The sequence below is a fragment of the Saccharopolyspora antiqui genome (genome assembly GCF_052246905.1).
Lineage (GTDB): Bacteria > Actinomycetota > Actinomycetes > Mycobacteriales > Pseudonocardiaceae > Saccharopolyspora.
In genome coordinates this window covers 85815-105792 of sequence record NZ_JBQQBO010000021.1, presented here as the reverse complement: position 1 = coordinate 105792, position 19978 = coordinate 85815, and the positions used below count along the sequence as shown (strand labels likewise).

The window sequence follows — 19978 nt, the reverse complement described above, 5'->3', positions numbered from 1 at the left end:
AAGGGGACACCATGTTCTGGCTCCAGGTGAGCATTCTCGTCCTGGTCAACGAGCTAATCGCGAGCATGCTGCTCGTTCGCGCGCCGCAAACTCAGCGCAGCGCCGCCGGGGAAGGCGCGCTAAACGTCTGGCAGCTGATCGACGAGATCGAAGCCGAGCGACAACGCGAAGCCACCTCCACCGGCCGCCACCGCCTCAGCCGCCACCGCCTCCGCCACCACCCCTGAACCAGGCCTGGCACCCGTCCCCGCCCCCACGGGCGCCAGGCCACCCAGGTGGGCCGGGCAGTCCCCTCCCCCTACCCGGCCCACCACCCAAAACGAGTGATCTTTTCCAGGTGAAGGGCACCTTTGACCAAGTAAGTCGGTAAAAGGTGCCCTTCACTCATCACCTGATCTGGTTGGGCGGAGGCCGTCGACGACGATGGTGAGTTCGTGGCTCAGCCCGCCGCAGATCGCCGCGGCGCTCTCCCGCACGACGCGAAATCGCCATCCGCTCCCCACCGGACGTGGCGATTTCGCGCGAAATCGCCACGTCCGCAGCACCCGTGGGTTCAGGCGGAGCGTTCTCCGGTGCCGAGGCGGGGGAACGGGTGGATCGAGAACACCACCTCCACCGGGACCTCGAAGTGCTCGGCGATGCGCAGCGCCAGGTACAGGCTCGGGCTGTACTCACCCCGTTCCAGGTAGCCGACGGTCTGGTAGTGCACGCCGAGCGCTTCGGAGAGCTCTCGGCGGGAGATCCCGCGTTCGGTCCGCAGCATCGCGATGCGGTTGTAGATCGTCTCGCTCATGTCTCCTCCGCAGCGTCAACGAACACGCTGCATGGCCTTCTCGCGCCGCGCGGCCACGCTCGATCCCGACTCGCGCCGCGCCATCCGGCGCAGCACCATCGGCGCCACCACCAGCCCGATCACGGCCCACACGCCGAGCACCCCGACGGTCTCCAGGTGCCGCCACGACCCGCCGATCTCGGCCGCTGCCAAGGCATCCGGCAGCAGCGCCGACCGCATGCCCAGCCCCAGCCAGTACATCGGGAACACCTGCGCGATCCACTGCAGCCACTGCGGGAAGCCGGTGATCGGGTAGAAGATCCCGGAGATGGAGATCAACCCCATCATCGGCAACATGATCAGGCCCATGCTCCGCGGGCTGGAGAACAGCGAGCCGATGATCGCCCCGAGCGGCATCGTCGCGACCAGCCCCAGCACCAACACCCACAACAGGGTCAGCCAGGTGCTGATACCGGTGGACAGGCCGTCGAACATCACCAGGCCGGGAACCAGCACGATCACCAGGCTGATCAACGACATGCCGCCGATCTGCGTGATCTTGCCGACCAGGTATCCGAGCATCCCGTTCGGGGTGGCCTTGGCGCGCAGCAGGGTGCCGTCCTCACGTTCGACGGTCAACTGCTGGGCGACCGTGAGCAATCCGGCGAACCCGATGCCCATGCCGAGCACGCCCGGCAGCGTCATCGCGCCCAGCGAGAAACCGGCCACGGTGGCGTCGCGCTGGAAGGACATCACCACCAGCAGGATGATCGAAGGGAACAGGTAGCTCCACAGGTCTTGCGCGGTGGTGAGGGTCTGGCGGAATTCGATCAGACCGCGCCGCAGTCCGACGCGCATGGCGTTGGCGTTCACCGGTTCCCCTCCTCCTCGGTGCCGAACGGCAGCGGTGCGTCCTCGCCGCGCCCGGATTCGTGGGCGAGCACCATCGCCATGTAGGTGTCCTCCAAGGTGGCTCGGCGCACCTCCAGATCGGTGATCCCGTCGCCGTGCTGCGCGAACAGTTCGCGGACGAACCCGGTGGCGTCGGCGGTCGCGTGCACGAACCGCTGGCCGTCGCGGGCCCACTTCACCTCGGACTCGGCGGCCACCTGCCGGGACAGCGCATCGGCCGAGCCGTCGGCGACGATCCGGCCGCCGGCCAGGATCAGGATGCGGTCGGCCAACTTCTCGGCCTCGTCCAGGTCGTGCGTGGTGAGCAGGATCGCGGTGTTGTCGTCGTCGGCGAGCCGGTGCACCAGGTCGTGGAACTCGCGGCGGGCCTGCGGGTCGAAGCCGACCGTGGGTTCGTCCAGGAACAGCAGTTCCGGGCGACCGACGATGCCGATCGCCACGTCCAGCCGTCGCCGCTGGCCGCCGGAGAGCTGCCCGACCCGCTTGTTCGCGTGCTCGGTCAGGCCCACCGTCGCGATGAGCTCGTCGACGTCCCGGGGGCGGGTGATCTCCTCCGTCGCGTACGGCGCGTAGTAGGCGCCCAGGTGCGCCAGCAGTTCCCGCACTCGCCATTTGCTGTGGTCGCGCCAGGACTGCAGCACGACACCGAGCCGGGCCCGCCAGTGCTCGTCGCCGTGCGCCGGGTCGGTGCCGAGGACCTCGACGTGGCCGCCGGAGCGCATCCGGAAGCCTTCCAAGATCTCGATCGTCGTGGTCTTGCCCGCCCCGTTCGGGCCGAGCAGCGCGACCACTTCGCCGCGTCGCGCGGTCAAGCCGACACCCTTGAGGACATCCGTGCTGCCGTACCGCATCCGCAGGTCGCGGACGTCCAGCACGGCGTCCTCGACCGGTAACGGCGCGGGCGACGGAGGTGCCTCCGATTCGTTCGCGATTGTCATCACCCAGTTGCCTTCCGTAGCAGAAGTCGTGAGGTATGTAGCATTTATACTACATATCGAGGCACAGCTGCATAGAAAGGTCTGGCCCCTGCGGCGATCGGGTCGATCGCCGCAGGGGCCGGGTCGGCAGGACAGCGCTGGTCAGGTCTGGGGTTTGAGCTCCGGGCCCAGCGAGGCGAACTTCTGCCGCGACACCACGCGCGGCGGCGGCCAGGTGATGTTGCGCGGTGGCCAGGACTGCCCGGTGCGCTTGAGGAACCAGTCCGGTGGTTCGTACATCGGCGGCTCGAAGTCCGCTGGCAGCATGGTGCGCCACTGCACGTCCTTGGTGCGCTCGGCGAACTCGTCCTTGAGCGCTTGCAGCCGCTCGGGCTGGGTGAGCAGGTCGATGGCCATCGCCGCGAGGTACTTCGACGCCGAAAGCAGCGCCACGTGGCCCATGTTGGCAGCGGTGGTCGCGGCGAACGCCCAGTTGTGCGTCTTGCAGCCCTGCGGTCCGACCGCGGTGCCCAAGCTGACCGTCGGAACCTGCCAGCTGATGTCCGCGACATCGGTGGAGCCGCCGCCGAGGAACGCCGGGTTCGGCGGTTCCAACGCGCCGATCCCGGTGGCCACGCCCGACTGCTCCAACCCGAGCGAGGCCTGGATCTGCCGCGCCAGCCGCTGGTCGTCCTCGGTGAACTTCGGCGGCCCGATCTGCACCATGTTCTCGTAGAGCAGCTCGGAGGCGGACTTCGACGGCAGCTTGTTCCAGCACGCCGCGGTGATCTTGTGCTGCACCTCGGTCTGGCTGGCCTGCGCGGCGGCCTGCGCGCAGGAAAGGACCTTGTCGAACAGCACCTTGACCCGTTCCGGACTGCCTTCCCGCACGTAGTACGAGATCTGCGCGATCTCCGGTGTCACGTTCGGCGCGTCGCCGCCCTGGTTGATGACGTAGTGCAGCCGCCCCGAGGGCGCCAAGTGCTCCTCGCGCAGGAACTCCGTCATGGTGGCGAGCATGATCGCGGCGTCCAGGGCGCTCCTGTTGCCCAGCGGGATGCCGCCGTGCCCGGAGACGCCGAGGAAGGTGAAGGTCACCGCGGTCAGCGCGGAACTGGTGCCCCAACCGGTGGAGTTGGTGGTACCTGGATGCCAGTCCAGGAACGCGTCCAAGCCCTGGTAGACGCCTTCGCGCACCGCGTAGGCCTTGCCGATCAGCTGCTCTTCCGCCGTGGAGCCGAAGAACTTGATGGTGCCGCCGACGCCGTTGCGGCGCATGCCTTCGGCGGTGGCGACCGCGGCTGCGGCGGCCGCCGAACCTAGCGCGGCGTGTCCGCAGCCGTGCCCGGGGCCGTAGGACGGGGCGAACGGGTCGTGGTTGTAGACCAGCGGGTCGTGCTGACCGACGCCCTTGCGCTGGGAGAGTCCGGGCAGCGCGTCGTACTCGCCGCTGAACCCGAGCGTCGGTCCGTTGCCGCTGCGGAACGTCGCGACGAACGCGGTGGGGAAACCCGCGGTGCCCCACTCGATCTGGAATCCGTTGCGGCGCAGGAACTCCGCTTCGGCGATCGAGGAGTTCCACTCCCGCAGGGAGAGTTCGGCGTGTTCCCAGATCTCGTCGTTGAGGGCGGTGACCTCGGAGCCGTGGGCGTCGACCCACGACAGCGCGGTCCGCTTCGCCGGGGTGTCCTTGGCCAGGCCTTTCGGTGCGGCGTAGCCGGTTTCGGCGGTCTCGTCGGCGGCGGCGGCCATCGCCGGATCGGCCATCGCGGTCAGTCCCGCCGAGGTGATCCCCGCGGCGCCGAGGAGTTGGAGGACCTGTCGGCGGTTCAGGTCGCTTTGCGGGGCGGCATGTTCATGGTCACTGTGGTGCAAGTCGCACACTGCGCGCCTCCCGGGAGGACGGTGAGAGCGTTGCCCGGAAAGCATTCGGTTGAACGTTAGCCAAGGTCAAGAAGTTCAACCCGATCGGACGCGCGCCGAATGCCGGACGCGGGCCGGTGTCAATTCCGCGAGAAATGCTCGGCTCGGCCAGGTAAACGCGCATTTCCCGAGATTGCGCGACCGGTCATTCGGCGTTCGACCACGAGCGGGTGGACAGCACGAGCCGATAGCCGTCGGGATCGGCCAGGGTCACGCCCCAGGTGTCCCAGTACTCGCCCTGCGACACCCGTCGGCCGCCCGCTTCCACCAGCCGGTCGACCAGGGCTTGGTCGACCGGACCGGCCAGGTAGATCACCAGCAGGTCTTCCGCGCTCGGCTGCGGCGGCACCACTTGGTCTCCGCCGACCAGTTCGAGGTGCCAGGAAGCATCCCGCCAGCCCAGCATGAGCAGGTCGTGCTTGCCGGGGTTCCCGCTGGCCCGGAAGAGCACGTCCAAACCGAGTCCTGTGACGTAGAACCGCTCTGCGGCGGCCAGGTCCTTCGACGGCCGTGCGATGCGGATGTGGGCGGTCGGGTCGATCATCGAAGTGGGCCCCTCTCGTTCGGCATCCCATCATGAAACCTCCAGCGCGGTGGAGGTCAAGACATCGGGTAAAACCCGTCCACTGCGTCGGTTTTGGAGACTTTCGCTCCTGGCGCCCCACGGGATGACCAGACGGACGAAGCCCCCGGGCTCCGATCGGAGCGTGGGCCGCAGTGTGTCCCGGGGCGATCCAGTGTCCACTATGGATGATTGTCTTTGACGAACTCCGTTGCCAGGTCGGCGAAACTGCTGCACCTTCCTGTGTGGCTGACCAGGGTCGTACTTGGATCCGCCGAACCGGCCGTTTGCTCGGTGAGCCTCGGGAAGTCAGCGGAGTAACGGACAGAGGGATAAATAGGATTAACTCGTTCGAGTGATCAAGACGCGCTGCGCTGTGTTGTGTTCCTTCGCGACGGTGTGCGATCGCTGGCTGGATTCTTCAACAACAGGAACGACAAGATTGCGCCACGCCGCCCCTCCCTCCAGCCGGACGGTGTGCGCCAGTCAGATCGGAGTGACGTGGGCTGTTCCCACACCGAAGATTGCCCCCTCTTCCCGTACCTCAAGGCGAGCTTGCGCGCTTGGCGGGACTACTACTGCGACAGCGAGGACCGTTGGCTCGACTGCGCTCGTTACAAGGTGGCCCGCACCGGTCGGCCGGTGCCGATCACGCTGCTCCCGAACGGGAACAACGCGGCTTACCTGGCGATGGCCGCCGAGCAGTCCGGTGCGACCACGGCCGATCCCAGGCGGGCGCCTGGTCGCGTCCACCGGCCACGGCCCGAATCCGAGTCGCCCAGGACCACGGATCAGTTCGCCCCGGTAACGGCAGGGGAGCCGAAACCGCCGCCGGACGAGCGCAAGTCACCATCCGCACAGCTCCCGCAACTCCCGACGAGCCCATCGACCGAAGAGCAGCGGCGTTGGTGGACCCGATTGGCCAATTGGATGAGAGGTCCCGCATGAGCAACTACTGGCCCTGGTGGGCAGGCGCCGTCGGACTCGCCCTGCTCACCATCAACTACACCCTGATCGCTGATCGGTCCTTCGGAGTGTCCTCGGCCTGGGACCGGGTCTTGCACTGGCGCGCTGAACGCCGCCTCGAACGGGAGGAGGCCCGGTTCGCCGACGAACACGTCCTCGCTGACGCGTTGGCCGCGGCGACCGCCGAGCAGTTCGGAACCCGTCCCGCAACGCCCCCTCCGCCAGCCGCCGCGCCGCCGCGCGCCCAGGCCACTGGATCGTCGGTAGCCGAGGAGACCACGAGCGCGAGTTTGCGCCCGGCTCCCGTGTTCACGCAGGCCGCCCTGCTCCTGTCGGTCCTCGTCGGTGGTTGGGTCGCGGCCGTCACCACCGGCCGGTTCGAGCTCCGCTTCGACATGGGCGATGGTTTCCGCCAACTCGTCACCGACAACCCGAACACCATGATCGGTGTGCTGTTCGTGGGAGGCGTGCTCGTCGGTTTCGGCACGCGCCTCGCCGGGGGCTGCACCTCCGGCCACGGGCTCAGCGGCTGCGGTCGGCTGCGTCCGGTCAGCATCGTGGCGACCGCGGTCTTCTTCGGCACCGCCGTCATCGTTTCGTTCCTGCTTTGGAAGGTGATCTGATGCGTACCAGGGGTGCGGTTCTCGTTGCCAACATCATTACCGGGCTGGCCCTCGGCTACACCGTCACCAACATCGGGTTCGGCGACTACGCCGAACTGAACCGCATGTTCACCTTCCAGGACCTGCGCATGCTGTTCGCCTTCGCCGGCGCCGTCGCGATCATCGTGGTGGTCTTCGCGCTGGTGGGCGTCCGCCGCACGCCAGGGCGCATCCACGGCGGCGTGATCCCCGGCGCGATGCTGTTCGGTACTGGCTGGGCGATCTCGGGTGGCTGCCCGGCGATTCCGATCATCCAGGTCGCCAGCGGATACCTGCCCGCGTTCGTCACGATCGCCGGTGTCATGGTCGGCATCTGGCTTTGCCGCTGGGCCAATGCCAGGTTCTTCCAGCTCGACCGCGGGTCCTGCGGGCTGTAGCGGTACCGCGGCATGAACCGGGGACCGGTTCAGAAGCCGAGGACAACTCCGGTCTGCTGAACGACGAAGGCCCCGCACTCCCGATGGTGTGCGGGGCCTTCGTCGTAGTGAGTAGTGATTCGTCCCGGCGCGCATGGCGCGCAGAATCCACTACGGACGACCGCCTGCCACGAACTCCGCGAGGTCGGCGGACTGCTGCAACCGCGAGGGCTCGTGGACGTACATCATGTGCCCTGCCGGGTAGTAGCGGACCTCGATGTTCTCCCGCAGCTGTTCGGGAATCGGCAGCGCGGCCAACACGTGCTCGGCCGCGAAGTACGGCGTCGCGCCGTCGGTGTAGCCGCAGGCGACGTGGATCCGCAGGTGCGGGTTGGCCTGGATCGCCGCGCCGAGCTTGCCCACGACCGACACGCTCGCGTTCTCGAATTCCTTGTACGACCAGGGGTGCACTCGGCTGGACAGCATCTCGTAGGGCAGATCGTTGGTGTAGTCGAGCTCCCCGCGCACGTAGTGGTTGATCGCCGCGGCGTAGGCGCCGAAGATGCCGGAGATGCTCGGGTCGTTGGTGAACCGCTCCCCGGCGGCGTCCGGCTCCCAGCCGGTGAACCGGCCGTCCATCCGGCCGACCGTCAACCGCTGGTCGCGCAGCAGCTCGGTGAAGAACCGGACGTGCTCGATGCGCAGGTTGACGCGGTCGACGTAGTCCTCGGACAGCCCGGACAGCTCGGCGATCCGCGCAACGACGTCCGCCCGCTCCGCCGGGCTCAACCGCGCGCCGCGCGCCAGCGCCCACGGGTAGTCTTCGGCGGCGAACTTCTCGGCCTCGTCGAGGACTTCGCGCAGCGGTCGGTCGCCGTGCTTGCCGTGGTGGTGCGCGATCGCCGCGTAGGTCGGCAGGTAGAGCGCGTAGGGCAGGTCGTTGCCCTCGCTGAAATGGATCGTCCCCATGTCCAGCACCGACGAGATCAGCAGCAGGCCGTTCGGGTAGAGCCCGTACCGCGACTGGAGGTGCTCGGCGAGCGCGGCGGCGCGCAGCGTGCCGTAGGACTCCCCGGCCAGGTACTTCGGCGACATCCACCGGCCGTTGCGGGTGGTCCACAAGCGGATCACTTCGCTGATCGACTCGATGTCGCCCTGGTAGCCGTGGAAATTGCCCGGCGTGCCGCCCTCGACGGCCCGCGAGTACCCGGTGGACACCGGGTCGATGAACACCAGATCGCTGTGCTTCAGCAGGGTTTCCGGGTTGTCGGCCAGCCCGTAGGGCGGCGGCGCGAGGTCACCGGCATCACCGGAGATCACCCGCCGGGGGCCCAGCAGTCCGATGTGCAGCCACACGCTGGAGGACCCCGGACCACCGTTGAACGCGAACGTCACCGGCCGGGTACCGGGCTCGGCATCGGCCACGTAGGAGGTCAGGAACACCTCGGCCTTGGGCTTGTAACCGTCGAACTTGCCGTCGGTGTGAACCTCTTCGCGGAGCACGATTCGACCGGTCGTGGCGGTGTAGGCCAGCTCCGCACCGTCCACGTTGATCGTGTGATGAGTGCTGACCAGATCGTCCACCGGCTCGGCCGGGGTGGTGGATTCCTGCTTGGCGTCGTTGTCCTCGCTGGCTGCCATGCCGCCAACATTACGTGCCGTCGAACGGGTTTTCTGCCACTTTTTAGAGGTGTCCGACATCACCTCCAGGCTGGTCGCCGACCCGGTCGGCGACCCCGCCACCGCAGCGCCGAACGCATCCCGGCTCACCGATCTCGACGAACTGATCACCCGCTGCACCGCCTGTCCTCGGCTGGTGGCTTGGCGGGAGGAGGTCGCGCGGGTCAAGCGCACGGCCTACCGCGACGAGGACTACTGGGGCCGTCCGGTGCCCGGCTTCGGCCCGGCCGACGCGGCGATCGGCATCGTCGGGCTGGCCCCGGCCGCGCACGGCGGGAACCGGACCGGCCGGATGTTCAACGGTGATCGCTCCGGCGACGTGCTGTACCAGGCGCTCTACGACGTCGGGCTGGCCTCGCAGCCCGAGGCCCGCCACATCGGTGACGGTCTGACGTTGCGCCACACCAGGATCACCGCACCCGTCCGGTGCGCCCCACCGGCGAACAAACCGACGCCGACCGAACGCGACACCTGTCGGCCCTGGCTCGCCCGCGAGCTAGGCCTGCTGCGACCGACCCTGCGGGTGGTCGTGGTGCTCGGCGCGTTCGGCTGGCAGGCCCTGCTGCCGGTCCTGGCGGACACCGCCTGGCAGGTGCCCAAACCCCGCCCGAAGTTCGGCCACGAGGCGCACGCGGAACTCCCCGCCACCGACGGCGGAAGCCCCCTCCACCTCCTCGGCTGCTACCACGTCAGCCAGCAGAACACCTTCACGGGCAAGCTGACCCCGCAGATGCTGCGGGCGGTGCTGGAGCGGGCCAAGGTGCTGGCTGGGCTCGGTTGATCACCTACATAACGCTTGCCGTTATTAACTTGCTATGTTGCAGGGCTTGCGTGTTCCTCCCGGCAACCGGTTGAAGAAGCTGAATGGAGATCGAGTCGGCCAGTTTTTTCGGTACGTCCGAGAGGTTTTGGCTCAACCTCCAGTCGCGTTACGACCTGGAGCGGGAGAAGGATGTGCTCGCCGACACGCTGGCTCGCATTCAGCCGCCGTCAGCCTGACATGGCGCCAAGCACCACGAGCCGTGACGCGTGATCACTGCCTCTGAGGTCCGCCCTGACGTCAGCCTGGCAGTGAAGACGCAACCAGGATGGCCAGGTTTCCGTAAATCCGTTCACGCCGGCCAACAGAACACCTTTACGGGCAAAGTCACCCCACGATGCTGCGGGGAGTGCGGGAAGCACGCCGAGGAGCTGGCGGAGGTGTGACTCCCGAGCACGTCTGTTGAGGTTTGGTGGGCTCTGCCGAGCGGGGTTCACCCGTCGTGGATCACGTGGATCTCGCAACGGACCCCGCGTGCACGTGCCAGTCTGCGGTCTCCGGTCAACAGCGGACAATTCAGCAGCTCCGCTGTTGCGACGTAGGCGTCGTCGTATGCCGTGATGTTGCCCCGCAACTCCCACATTCGACCAACGAGCTGGGCTGGGTCGATCTTGTCGAGGGCGATTTCTTCCAGGGCAGTTACCGCTTCGTTGGCCCGTTCCAACGTGATCTTCCTTCCGAGCAGCCTGCCTCGGACCACGGACATGATCTCCACGAAGATGTGGTTGGGCGCGGCCCACTGGTCGTCTGCGGCCAGACTCTGGCGAGCCCTGTCTCCCACGATGCCGTCGTCGAGTAGTGCGTCGGCCAGTACCGATGCATCAACCACCAGCATTCAGCAGTCGCCCAGAGCTTGATCGCGCTGTTCTCGCACGGTCTTCAGGTCCGCCGCGGTTTCGCCTTCCGAAACCCGGCTCCCGTCCGAGCGCCCGCCGAACCTCGCCAAGACGGCCCGATTCTGCGACCGCCGTGCCTCAGCTTCGACCAGGGAGAGCAGGAGCGCCTGCAACGACTTCCCCTGGGCGCGTGCTCTGTCAACCAGCGTGTCCCGCACGTCCTCAGGCACATCCCGAATCTGCAAAGCGACCATGCATGTATTTTGCATGCATTCACGTCAGCCAGCGGAACACCTTCACCGGCAAGCTCGCCCCGGCCATGCTGCGGGGTGTGCTGGAGCACGCCAAGGAGCTGGCGGATGTGGAGTGCGCGCTACCGCGCTCAGAACTGAGGTAAGGGGAGTTGTCAGGTCTGCCGTTCACTACGACAGCTACACCGACGCGCGCGCACATCTGAAGGACCTCCTGGATGCGGCGGAGCGGGGAGGCGTCGCCACCGTTCGTCGTGAGTCGGCCAGAACGGCCGTTGTTGATGTTGAGCGGCTGCGCCACTTCCTCGTCTCACTCGTGCCTTCGCGCGCGCAAGTGGTTCCCGAGGCTGAGGGCTGGTCGGTATTCATCCCAGGGCTCCCGGTGGCCGCGGACGGAGCGACTTTCGATGAAGCGATCACCGAGATGATCGACGCGCTGCGCGAGTACGCCGACGACTGGCAGGAGCGCCTGCTTGATACCCCGAATCACCGCGAGAACTGGGGTTTGGTCCAGCTGATCAGCCTCAGCGATGACGATCAGCTGGCGGACTGGCTCGTCGGGTCAGCGCGATGAACTGGCCGCAGCTGACGCGCAAGGACCACGACACCTTCTGGCGGGTCGAGGAGTGGCGTCCGGTCCGCGATGCGCGCGGGCGAACCGGCACGCACGACGTCAGCTACGAACTCGGTCTGCCTGATGGGCGGATCTTGCGAACCCGGATCTCGCACCTGGCCGACCAGAGCAACTACCGCAGAAGCATGTGGAGCCACATCCTGCGCGATCAGCTCCAGGTCGAGGAGAGCGTTTTCTGGGCCTGTGTCCAGGACGGAGTAAAGCCGGATCGCGGCGCGCCTTCGGCACCGGCAGAGGCGTTGCCCGCAGACCTGGTGCACTTGTTGATCTCGCGTGTCGGTATCGAAGAGGCTCAGGTAGCGGGAATGAGCAAGGACGAGGCGGTGGCCCGCGTGCAGCGGTACTGGACCGAAGGCAGCTGACCCAGTCGGCTTCGACGCAATTCACCAGGCCTCGGCTGCTACCACGTCAGCCAGCAGGACACTGGCGAACTCGCCCCCGCGATGCTGCGGGCGGTGCTGGAGCGGGCGAAGGACCTGGGCAGGACTTAACGCGCGTGCCAGGGATTCACGAGTTCGATGCCTGTTTCTTCGAAATCCTTGGTGTTGCGAGTGGCCAGTGTTGCTCGGCGTGCACGGCAGATCGCTGCGATTTGAGCATCAGCGGCGCTGATGGGGCGACCGAGCTTCTCGCGTTCGCTGACCACGACGGCGTACTGGTCAGCGGCAGGCGCATCGAACGGCTCGACCCGTCCGTGGAAATCGTCGTTGACCAGCGCGTGAACCGCTGCGCTCAGCGACGTTTTCCGAGTTCCGTCGGGCAGTCGTGTCGCCCCGTACAGCAGTTCGGCGGCCGTGATCGCTGTCGTTGCGACCTCTGCTGCGGGGAGCGAGTCAAGCCACGCCATTACGTCGGCGTCTGGCGCTTGGCGGGTGACTTCGGACAGGACGTTGGTGTCGAGAATGATCACGAGTCGAGATCCGCCGCACGAGGAGGTTCGCTACGGGTGGGGAGTTCGAGTTCGGGCTCGCCGAGGCCCGCGAACCGGGCGTGGATGCGGCTTCCCAGGCCACGGGCGGGCTGCGGCGGTGCCACGGCGGCTTGCAGGATCGCCCGGACCTCGGCTTCCATCGAGTGCCCGTGTTGCGCTGCCTGGACCCGGAGCCGTGCGTGTGTCTCGTCGTCCAGACCGCGGATCGTCAAGGTCGACATCATGGCCACCCCCTCCGAGTGCTGTCATTGACTGCAATGCTAGCACCGTGAGTGGCTCAACGCACTCGCGGCGACGCACCTCCGTAAGACCGTTCAGGTCAGCCAACGGAACACCTTCACTGGCAAGCTCACCCCGCCGATGCTGCGTGACGTGTTGGAGCGGGCTGGGCTCGGTTGATCACCTGCATAACGCTTGCCGTTATTAACGTGCTACGTTAAGCTCATGCTGCGATCTTTCGCCGACAAGGAGACCGAGCGTGTGTGGCAGCGGCGTCGTTCTCGGGTCCTCGATCCGAACGTCCAGCGGGCGGCTCTGCGCAAACTCGCCATTCTCGATGCGGCGGAGACCGTGGAGGACTTGCGGGTTCCTCCCGGCAACCGGCTGGAGAAGCTGAACGGAGATCGGGCCGGTCAGTACAGTATTCGGATCAATCAGCAGTGGCGCATCTGCTTCGAGTGGACGCCTGCCGGGCCGATCGACGTCGAGATCGTGGACTACCACTGAGAGGGGGCGAAGATGTCTGATGAGTCAGTTATGCCTCCGGTTCATCCGGGAGAGGTTCTGGCTGAGGAGTACCTGGAACCTCTTGGTGTGACCCAGCATCGACTGGCGGTTGCGATCGGGGTTCCGCCTCGCCGTATCAACGAGATCGTGCACGGCAAGCGTGGAATCTCGGCTGACACCGCACTGCGGCTGGCGCGCTTTTTCGGTACGTCCGAGCGGTTTTGGCTCAACCTCCAGTCGCGTTACGACCTGGAGCGGGAGAAGGATGTGCTCGCCGACACGCTGGCTCGCATTCAGCCGCTGTCAGCCTGACATGGCGCCAAGCACCACGAGCCGTGTCGGATGCATTTGTTCTCGTTGCGCCGTTCATCTCCCCGTTGGCCCGGGAGCCTCTTGCCGAGGCAGGGATTGGGTGGTTCGACCGGACTGGCAACATGAGGTTGGCCTTGGACTGGCCGAGCATGCTCATCCAACGTTACGTGGCTGATCGCAGCCCGTTCTCGAACCCGGCGGATCGTCGGCTGAAGTCGCTGCGTGGGCCTGGGCTGCTCGGGTTGTACGCAGCCTGCTGGAAATAAAGCTGCCCGTAGAAGTGCGGGACTTGGCGATGCGGGCCGAGGTTGGCGTGGCAACCAGTGCCCGAGTGGTGGATCTTCTCGACAGGGAAGGGCTGGTCGAACGCGGTGTCGGAAAGGTGATCTCCGAGGTGAGAAGACGGACCCTCGTGCACAGGTGGACAGACGATTACGGCCTCACCACCTCGAACGAGGTTGAACGAGCGGTGGATCCGCGGGTTTGGCTCATGCTCTTGACGGGCTGAGGTCCAGTGAAGACCAATACGTCGTCACCGGTTCCGCCGCCGCACGTGCGTACCTGCCGGCAGATGTTCTGTCGGTCGCTCCATTGACGACGCTGGTTATTTTCGCGGATCAGCCAAGGAAACTGGCGCGGAAAATCGGTCTGAGAACGACGGACCGCGGCGCGAATGTCTTGCTGTTGCGGCCGTTCGACGATGCGCTCACAAAGGGAAGCCGGGTGGTGGGCGACATCAGGTATGCGGCCGCGCCACAAGTGGTCGCAGATCTGTTGACCGGCCCGGGCCGGTCAACGGGTGAAGCCGAACGGTTGATGAATCTCATGGCGGAAAAGACCAAAGGCGGACTGCGTGACCGAGCGAACGACCCCGCACGAGTGCGTCGTTGCACGATCAGTGCTGCTCGACGCGTTGACTGCTCAGTCCAGTGCGTCGAGGGCGGCGAGGATTTCGGCCGGTTCGGCGCGCACGGTGTAGTCGGTGTCCACGAACGCCCAGCGGATGATGCCGGTGCGGTCGATGACGTAGGTGGCGGGCAGTGGCAGCGTGCGGGCATGGCCCGAGTTGACGCGCTGGAGGTCGAAACCCAGCCGGTCGTACAGGGCGCCCAGCTCGTCGGACAGATCGAACGCGATTCCGTACTGCTTGGCGACATCTGAGCCGATGTCGCTGAGGACGTCGAAGGCGAGCTGCTGCTTTTCGGCCAGCGACAGGGACTCGTCGGGAACTTGCGGTGAGATGGCCACCAGGCGCGCCCCGCGGGCGGCGATGCTTTCGTGGTGCTCTTGGAGAGCGCGAAGGGCCAGGTTGCAGAACGGGCACCACGCGCCCCGATAGAAGGCCAGGACCACCGGCCCGTTGGCAAGCAGTTCCTCCAGCGCGATCTCCTGCCCGGCAGTAGCGGGAAGGGTGAAGTCCGGAGCCCGTTCACCGACGTTCACAGCCCGGTCGGCCAAACCGGATTCGGCGAGTTCCCGTGCCCCTTTCCGCATCGTCTCCAGTGCCTCCGCGGGGAGCACTAGGGGCGCGTTCTCGTGCAAGGCTCGCAGCTCGTCGTGCAGGCTCATCGTCTGGCCATCCTTTCCGGCGAATCTTGAAATGATTGTTCCAGGATCGCGGTGCGACAGTGTGAAGTCAAGGACTATCTTGGGACGGCCATTCCAGGAAGGCGGGAGCAAGTCATGCCCGACATCAAGCACTTCGACCCGGATGTGGCGCTGGAGCGGGTGGAACGGCTGTTCTGGGAGCGCGGTATGGAAACGGCGTCGATCCAGGAGATCACCGCCGCGACCGGGCTCAACCGCTCCAGCCTGTACGCCACCTTCGGCGACAAGCGCGAGCTGTACCTCGCGGCACTGCGCCGCTACCTGAGCCACCACGCGCAGCCCGCGTTCCGCGAACTCGCGCGGGACGACCGGGGCATACCGGCTATCCAGGACTTCTTCGCGGGACTGATCGACGTGCGCTGTTCGGGCGAGTACGCGGGATGGGGCTGCATGGTCGTCAACGCTCAAGTCAGTGGCGAGCGCAACGACCCCGCCGTCCGCGCCAAACTCGATGAGCACGACCAGTGGCTCCACGAGGCGCTGCGGACCGCGCTCGAATCGGCCCGTCGTCGCGGGCAATTGCCGGCCGACACTTCGACGGACGCGGCGGCGGACGCGCTTGTGCTGTTGGCCTATGGCGTGAACCTGCGTTCTCGTGCTGGGGCCGGTCCCGGCACGCTCCACCGCGCCGTCGCTGAGGTCCTGGCCTCGTTCGCCGCGGAACGGGCGGCCCCCGAGTGAATGGGAAAGCGTCGATACGGACACAGCTCCCGTTCCTGGAGCTTCGCCGGACTAGCGGATTCTCAGGCCAAGACTCTTCTCAAGCGCCGCCGCCTGCTCGGACGTGGTGAGAACCATGATGCTGTCGTAGACACGGTACTTCTCGCGTTCGAAGTCAACTAGGAGGAATGAACGGGGATCGTTGTCCGGGGCGAGCTTCTCGATGGCCTCGCAGGCTGCCATCTGGTCGTAGTACTCATCCGAAAAGTGTTCGGCCGAGATGGATACGGGCTGGCCGTTTCGTTCGAACTCCAGGACGTCGTCGCGGGATTCGCCGATGAATTCGCCTTCGTGCAGCCGGACGTTGGTGACGGTGACTGCGCCGTCTGTAAGTGCGGCTGCCCTGTCCAGGAGGCCTCCGTATCCGTCTTCCAGGTAGTCGATGTCGTCGGCGTGCACCGAGACCGCCGTGCCGAACATTTCGAGGGCGCATGCGACGTCGTAGGGCTTCAGTTCGCTGTGCGCGACGTCGGCGTATTCCGCAAGGACGGTCTGTGCCTTCTCCTGCGACACCATGCCGATTTCCTGAAGGACCACTGCCACCCGGCCGTAGGTAATCGATGAAGTGTTCGACATGGTGTCATCTTGTCAGGAGGGGGACGGCCTCGTGGCCACATCCGAGCAATCACCTTGCCCGACAAGGGATACTCGGCCCGCAAAACCGTTCGCGTCAGCCACCAGACCACCTTCGCCGGCAAGTCGAATGTTGCTGACGCCCGAGTCGTCGGCGATGTTCGTGGGCCAACACCTGCCTCGGCGGAGGCTAGCTGGCTTCCGCGACACCAATCATGGTGGTGAGGATGGTCGCCACTTGCTTGGACTCGCCCCCGGAGACGGCATAGGCGTCGCCCCGGCAGACAGTGAGGTTTCGGCCAGGACGGACGACCTCGCCACGCGCCTGCAGGTAATCGCCGACCGCGGGGGCGAGCAGATTGACCTTGAGCTCCACGGTTAACACGCGCATCCCTGGCGCCATGAGCGTGAACGCCGAGTAGCCGCACGCGCTATCGAGGATGGCGATGCCAACCCCGGCGTGGAAGAACTCGTCCTGCTGGGTCAGGCCCGGCGAGAACGGCACTTCGATCTCGACCGCGCCCGGCTTGATGCTTCGAAGCTCAGCGGCAAACGTAGCCATCAGGCCCTGCCGAGCGAAGCTCTCCCGCACTCGCTGCTCGTAGTCGGGATCACGAGGTTCGAAAGCAGAACTCATCGCCGAAGAGTAGCTCCGAACATTGCAACTGGACCTTGCCGCCCCGAATCCTCGTCCTCGGCGTTCGAACGACCAAGACGGTAACGACTCGTGCGGCACGCAAGGTCGGATTTCGGCCCTTGCCGAGTTCACCGTGGTGGTCGTTGGGTGAGCTCGGCGAGTCTGGTGGCGTGTCCGGGTAGGTGTTGCGTGGCGCGCAGGCGAATCAGTTCGCTCCAGGGGAGTTCCTGGTCCGCGGCCGGTTGGCCGTCCCGGTCGACCAGGCGGACCCGTACCGGGTGGTGGGCGGCGTGTTCGGGAACGGCCTGGACCGCGGCGGTGAACTCGGCGGCGTTGTGGCGCACCAGGTCGATTCGTTCCTGGTGGGTGGTGGTGTTGATCAGCGCCTCGACGGTCGCGGAGTCCATGGCTTCGCGGTTGTCGACGACAGCGGGGATGCCGCTGAGCACATCGCGTGCTGTGGCGGCGAGGATGCGGTCGCTGAGCGCGAGGTGGGCCATCGTCCAGTCGATCAACGATCGAGCGTCTGCGGACAATCGAGTCGAGTCGGTCGCTTCGGCATTGCGGATCAGGTCGCGGTAGGCGGCGTCGAGGCCAGTGGTGTCCATGAGATCTCCACGTGCTGATCAGTTGGCGTTGGTGGTTCGGGGTTGGTCGCGGTGGCGTGCGAGGACGACCAGCACCACCAGGCACAGCAGGGCGACGAGGGCGGCGGAGTACTGCACGGCCGGAAGCAGGCCCAGCGAGGTGGCGAGGAAACCGACACCGATCACGGGCAGCCCGACGCCCAGGTAGATGGCGACGTAGAAGCTGGACACCACGTCGGCGTGGCGACCGGCCGGCGCGGCCTGGTTGACCGCGGTGAGTCCGCCGAGGAACGCCAGCCCCTGTCCGACCCCGGCGATGACGGTCGCGGCCAGCAGCAGCGTCAGCGAGCCCAGGCCGCCCGCTACCGCGAGCAGCACCAAACCCGCCGCCAGCAGCGGAAGTCCGATGACTTCGAGGTTTCGCGCGGGTTTGCCGTAGCCGACGAGCTGGGCCACCGCGGATCTGGCCAGCAGCAACGCCACCGCGGCGCCACCGAGCAGCAGGTTGTCGCTTCCGGACAGCGTGGCGACGTAGGTCGGGATGAGGGTGAGGAACAGTCCGATCACGGCGAAAGCGAGGAAACTGGCCGTCCCGCTGGTCGCGAAGACGCCCCGAACAGCGGGCGGTAGTTGGGGACGACGCGGCCTCCATCGAGTAGCCGGGCGTCCCGTCGGCAGGGTGGCGATCGCCGCCGCGCCTGGCACGAGCAACGCGATCTCCACGACGAACGGCAGAACGTGGGGGGCCGGCGCGTATTGGGCGAGCAGACCGGCCAGCACCGGGCCCAGTCCGAGCCCGCCCACGGAGGCCACTGTGGACACCAGTGCCGAGGTCGACGTGGGCGGTCTTGTCGCCCGCGACGCTGAGCGAAGCCACGTCTCTGGACCGGCCGGTTACCGGCGTCCGAGGAATAGCGGCAGGTGGGCTTGGTCACAGGCGGTGAATGCCATCGCACGTTCGTGGTTCAAGGTGCGGCGACCTGGGCTGATCGAAAGAAGACCCATGGATTCGGGCATTCGGGCGCAAGATTCGGTAGGCTGGCGAGAACCAGCCATCATGACACCTCGGTGACATCATTGTGATGTCACCGCTCGGCACCCCGAATGGGCGTGCACCAGACGCGTTCGACCGTGCACGGCGTGTTGATCGTGATCGATCCCACCAGCGACTGGCGTCACATTAGGGGGGGTCAGCGCAGCGCGAACACGGACCGTGATGCGACCATGAGCGCATGGCTGGTAAATCCGATCCCACGCGGATTCTCATCCTCGGCGGCGGTTACGTCGGCATGTACACGGCACTTCAGCTGCAGAAGAAGCTGGGGCGCCGGGAGGCCTCCGTGACGGTCGTCGATCCTCAGCCGCACATGACCTACCAACCCTTCCTACCGGAAGCGGCCGCGGGTTCGGTGGAACCCCGCCACGTGGTAGCGCCACTGCGACGAGTGTTGAAGCGGTGCCATGTGATCACCGCAGCTGTCACCGAGATCAAGCACGACGAGAAGCTCGTCACCGTCGAGAACCCGCAGTCCGGTCCCGAAACCCTCGCCTACGACGTGCTGGTCGTGGCGCTCGGCTCGGTTTCCCGACTGCTCCCGATCCCCGGCCTCGCCGAGAAGGGCATCGGGCTCAAGACCGTCGGCGAAGCGACCTACCTGCGCAACCACGTGCTGGCCAAGATGGACGCCGCGGCCAACACCGACGACGAGGCGCTGCGCAAGCGGCTGCTGACCTTCACCTTCGTCGGCGGCGGGTTCGCCGGTGTCGAGGCGCTCGCCGAGTTGGAGGACATGGCCCGCTACGCGAGCCGCGACTACCCGACCGTCGAGCCCGACGACATGTCCTGGGTGCTCGTCGAGGCCGCGGGCCGGGTGATGCCCGAGGTCAGCGAGAAGATGGGCGTCTACGTCGTCAAGGCGCTCGAAGAGCGCGGCATCAGGGTCTACCTGAACACCTTCCTGAAGTCCGTCGAGGACGGCCACGCCGTGCTCTCGGACGGCACCGAGTTCGACACCGACACCCTGGTGTGGAACGCGGGCGTCAAGGCCAACCCGGTGGTGAAGAACAGCGATCTGCCGCTGGACGAGCGCGGCCGGGTGAAGGCCACCGCGCACCTGCAGGTCGAGGGCCTGCCGGAGGTGTGGGCGGCCGGTGACTGCGCCGCGGTCCCGGACCTGTCCAAGACCGACGAGACCCCCGGCGCCACCTGCGCGCCCTCCGCGCAGCACGCGGTGCGGCAGGCCAACCAGCTGGCCAGGAACCTGCTGGCCGCACTGCGCGGCAGGCAGACCAAGGAGTACCGGCACGCCTACGCGGGTTCGGTCGCCGGCTTGGGGCTGTACAAGGGCGTCGCCGACGTCTACGGCTTCAAGGCCAAGGGCTTCATCGCCTGGTTCATGCACCGCACCTACCACGTGAGCCGGATGCCCACCTTCAACCGCAAGTTGCGCATCATCATCGACTGGACGCTGGCGTTCCTGTTCAAGCGCGAAGCGGTGTCGATGGGGCAGATCGAGAACCCGCGGGCCGCCTTCGAGCGGGCCGCCGCGAGCTGACCCGGCACTACACCGGGCAACACACCGGGGCAACTCGC

At 66.6% G+C, this 19978-nt stretch carries 27 protein-coding genes and 1 pseudogene; 13 read left to right on the top strand and 15 right to left on the bottom strand.

Annotated elements, in window-relative coordinates; genetic code table 11:
- Positions 1-11 precede the first annotated feature (11 nt).
- Entirely contained in the window at positions 12-227 is a 216-nt protein-coding gene (locus ACTWQN_RS28160; protein ID WP_443206602.1) for a hypothetical protein, read from the top strand.
- 326 nt (positions 228-553) lie between these two features.
- Here the strand turns inward: ACTWQN_RS28160 and ACTWQN_RS28155 are convergent, their stop codons facing one another.
- The 5 genes from ACTWQN_RS28155 to ACTWQN_RS28135 form a co-directional block, all read right to left on the bottom strand.
- Positions 554-793, bottom strand: coding sequence for a helix-turn-helix transcriptional regulator (locus ACTWQN_RS28155; RefSeq protein ID WP_443206601.1), 240 nt, complete (start codon positions 791-793; stop codon positions 554-556).
- 15 nt (positions 794-808) lie between these two features.
- Positions 809-1645, bottom strand: a complete 837-nt coding sequence (locus ACTWQN_RS28150; protein WP_443206600.1) for an ABC transporter permease — start codon at positions 1643-1645, stop codon at positions 809-811.
- Positions 1642-2535 (bottom strand): ABC transporter ATP-binding protein, encoded by an 894-nt coding sequence (locus ACTWQN_RS28145; RefSeq protein WP_443206638.1) that lies wholly within the window; start codon positions 2533-2535, stop codon positions 1642-1644. Before ACTWQN_RS28145 ends, ACTWQN_RS28150 begins: the two co-directional genes overlap by 4 nt.
- Before the next feature lie 228 nt (positions 2536-2763).
- Positions 2764-4485 (bottom strand): amidohydrolase, encoded by a 1722-nt coding sequence (locus ACTWQN_RS28140; protein ID WP_443206599.1) that lies wholly within the window; start codon positions 4483-4485, stop codon positions 2764-2766.
- Between the two features lie 184 nt (positions 4486-4669).
- Positions 4670-5068, bottom strand: coding sequence for a VOC family protein (locus ACTWQN_RS28135; protein WP_443206598.1), 399 nt, complete (start codon positions 5066-5068; stop codon positions 4670-4672).
- Between the two features lie 962 nt (positions 5069-6030).
- Here ACTWQN_RS28135 and ACTWQN_RS28130 point away from each other — a divergent pair.
- Together ACTWQN_RS28130 and ACTWQN_RS28125 are read left to right on the top strand one after the other, a co-directional pair.
- A complete protein-coding gene (locus ACTWQN_RS28130) occupies positions 6031-6675 on the top strand; it encodes a YeeE/YedE family protein (protein ID WP_443206597.1) in 645 nt (214 codons plus the stop codon).
- Positions 6675-7091 carry a YeeE/YedE thiosulfate transporter family protein gene (locus ACTWQN_RS28125; protein WP_443206596.1) on the top strand — a complete coding sequence of 139 codons (417 nt, stop codon included), beginning with the start codon at positions 6675-6677 and terminating at the stop codon, positions 7089-7091. Before ACTWQN_RS28130 ends, ACTWQN_RS28125 begins: the two co-directional genes overlap by 1 nt.
- 150 nt (positions 7092-7241) lie before the next feature.
- Here the strand turns inward: ACTWQN_RS28125 and ACTWQN_RS28120 are convergent, their stop codons facing one another.
- A complete protein-coding gene (locus ACTWQN_RS28120; protein WP_443206595.1) occupies positions 7242-8711 on the bottom strand; it encodes a S10 family peptidase in 1470 nt (489 codons plus the stop codon).
- Positions 8712-8853: 142 nt separating this feature from the next.
- Between ACTWQN_RS28120 and ACTWQN_RS28115 the strand changes: the two genes are divergently transcribed.
- Together ACTWQN_RS28115 and ACTWQN_RS28110 are read left to right on the top strand one after the other, a co-directional pair.
- Complete coding sequence (locus ACTWQN_RS28115) at positions 8854-9531, top strand: uracil-DNA glycosylase (protein WP_443206637.1); 678 nt, start codon at positions 8854-8856, stop codon at positions 9529-9531.
- Between the two features lie 83 nt (positions 9532-9614).
- A complete protein-coding gene (locus ACTWQN_RS28110) occupies positions 9615-9749 on the top strand; it encodes a hypothetical protein (RefSeq protein WP_443206594.1) in 135 nt (44 codons plus the stop codon).
- 254 nt (positions 9750-10003) lie between these two features.
- Here the strand turns inward: ACTWQN_RS28110 and ACTWQN_RS28105 are convergent, their stop codons facing one another.
- Both ACTWQN_RS28105 and ACTWQN_RS28100 read right to left on the bottom strand, forming a co-directional pair.
- Positions 10004-10405: a type II toxin-antitoxin system VapC family toxin gene (locus ACTWQN_RS28105; RefSeq protein WP_443206593.1), complete on the bottom strand. Its 402-nt coding sequence runs from the start codon at positions 10403-10405 to the stop codon at positions 10004-10006.
- Positions 10406-10660 (bottom strand): hypothetical protein, encoded by a 255-nt coding sequence (locus ACTWQN_RS28100; RefSeq protein ID WP_443206592.1) that lies wholly within the window; start codon positions 10658-10660, stop codon positions 10406-10408. It lies immediately after the preceding gene.
- A 2-nt stretch (positions 10661-10662) separates the two neighbouring features.
- Between ACTWQN_RS28100 and ACTWQN_RS28095 the strand changes: the two genes are divergently transcribed.
- From ACTWQN_RS28095 to ACTWQN_RS28080, 4 genes and pseudogenes are all read left to right on the top strand, one after another.
- Entirely contained in the window at positions 10663-10803 is a 141-nt protein-coding gene (locus ACTWQN_RS28095) for a hypothetical protein (RefSeq protein WP_443206640.1), read from the top strand.
- Positions 10773-11231, top strand: a complete 459-nt coding sequence (locus tag ACTWQN_RS28090; protein WP_443206591.1) for a type II toxin-antitoxin system HicB family antitoxin — start codon at positions 10773-10775, stop codon at positions 11229-11231. Before ACTWQN_RS28095 ends, ACTWQN_RS28090 begins: the two co-directional genes overlap by 31 nt.
- The gene (locus ACTWQN_RS28085; protein ID WP_443206590.1) at positions 11228-11653 is read left to right on the top strand and encodes a cytotoxic translational repressor of toxin-antitoxin stability system; all 426 of its coding nucleotides are present in this window, start codon (positions 11228-11230) and stop codon (positions 11651-11653) included. The genes ACTWQN_RS28090 and ACTWQN_RS28085 overlap by 4 nt, the downstream gene beginning before the upstream one ends.
- Before the next feature lie 30 nt (positions 11654-11683).
- Positions 11684-11782, top strand: a pseudogene (locus ACTWQN_RS28080) (uracil-DNA glycosylase); the annotation flags it as partial.
- On the opposite strand, the gene ACTWQN_RS28075 reads toward ACTWQN_RS28080, so the two are convergent.
- A complete protein-coding gene (locus tag ACTWQN_RS28075; protein WP_443206589.1) occupies positions 11779-12201 on the bottom strand; it encodes a type II toxin-antitoxin system VapC family toxin in 423 nt (140 codons plus the stop codon). The pseudogene ACTWQN_RS28080 and the gene ACTWQN_RS28075 sit on opposite strands and share 4 nt — an antisense overlap.
- Positions 12198-12446, bottom strand: coding sequence for a FitA-like ribbon-helix-helix domain-containing protein (locus tag ACTWQN_RS28070; protein WP_443206588.1), 249 nt, complete (start codon positions 12444-12446; stop codon positions 12198-12200). Before ACTWQN_RS28070 ends, ACTWQN_RS28075 begins: the two co-directional genes overlap by 4 nt.
- Positions 12447-12666: 220 nt before the next feature.
- Here ACTWQN_RS28070 and ACTWQN_RS28065 point away from each other — a divergent pair, with 220 nt between their 5' ends.
- Together ACTWQN_RS28065 and ACTWQN_RS28060 are read left to right on the top strand one after the other, a co-directional pair.
- A complete protein-coding gene (locus ACTWQN_RS28065) occupies positions 12667-12948 on the top strand; it encodes a type II toxin-antitoxin system RelE/ParE family toxin (protein WP_443206587.1) in 282 nt (93 codons plus the stop codon).
- 12 nt (positions 12949-12960) lie between these two features.
- Positions 12961-13260, top strand: a complete 300-nt coding sequence (locus ACTWQN_RS28060; protein ID WP_443206586.1) for a HigA family addiction module antitoxin — start codon at positions 12961-12963, stop codon at positions 13258-13260.
- A 921-nt stretch (positions 13261-14181) separates the two neighbouring features.
- Here the strand turns inward: ACTWQN_RS28060 and ACTWQN_RS28055 are convergent.
- The gene (locus ACTWQN_RS28055) at positions 14182-14829 is read right to left on the bottom strand and encodes a peroxiredoxin-like family protein (protein ID WP_443206585.1); all 648 of its coding nucleotides are present in this window, start codon (positions 14827-14829) and stop codon (positions 14182-14184) included.
- Positions 14830-14943: 114 nt separating this feature from the next.
- Here ACTWQN_RS28055 and ACTWQN_RS28050 point away from each other — a divergent pair, with 114 nt between their 5' ends.
- Entirely contained in the window at positions 14944-15549 is a 606-nt protein-coding gene (locus ACTWQN_RS28050) for a TetR/AcrR family transcriptional regulator (RefSeq protein ID WP_443206584.1), read from the top strand.
- Positions 15550-15600: 51 nt separating this feature from the next.
- Here the strand turns inward: ACTWQN_RS28050 and ACTWQN_RS28045 are convergent, their stop codons facing one another.
- From ACTWQN_RS28045 to ACTWQN_RS28030, 4 genes are all read right to left on the bottom strand, one after another.
- The gene (locus ACTWQN_RS28045) at positions 15601-16164 is read right to left on the bottom strand and encodes a hypothetical protein (protein ID WP_443206583.1); all 564 of its coding nucleotides are present in this window, start codon (positions 16162-16164) and stop codon (positions 15601-15603) included.
- Between the two features lie 187 nt (positions 16165-16351).
- Complete coding sequence (locus tag ACTWQN_RS28040) at positions 16352-16798, bottom strand: PaaI family thioesterase (RefSeq protein ID WP_443206582.1); 447 nt, start codon at positions 16796-16798, stop codon at positions 16352-16354.
- A gap of 128 nt (positions 16799-16926) precedes the next feature.
- A complete protein-coding gene (locus ACTWQN_RS28035) occupies positions 16927-17406 on the bottom strand; it encodes a hypothetical protein (RefSeq protein ID WP_443206581.1) in 480 nt (159 codons plus the stop codon).
- Between the two features lie 18 nt (positions 17407-17424).
- On the bottom strand, positions 17425-18207 hold the full coding sequence (locus ACTWQN_RS28030) for an MFS transporter (protein WP_443206580.1): 783 nt from the start codon (positions 18205-18207) through the stop codon (positions 17425-17427).
- Positions 18208-18617: 410 nt separating this feature from the next.
- Here ACTWQN_RS28030 and ACTWQN_RS28025 point away from each other — a divergent pair, with 410 nt between their 5' ends.
- The gene (locus ACTWQN_RS28025; RefSeq protein WP_443206579.1) at positions 18618-19940 is read left to right on the top strand and encodes an NAD(P)/FAD-dependent oxidoreductase; all 1323 of its coding nucleotides are present in this window, start codon (positions 18618-18620) and stop codon (positions 19938-19940) included.
- Positions 19941-19978 lie beyond the last annotated feature (38 nt).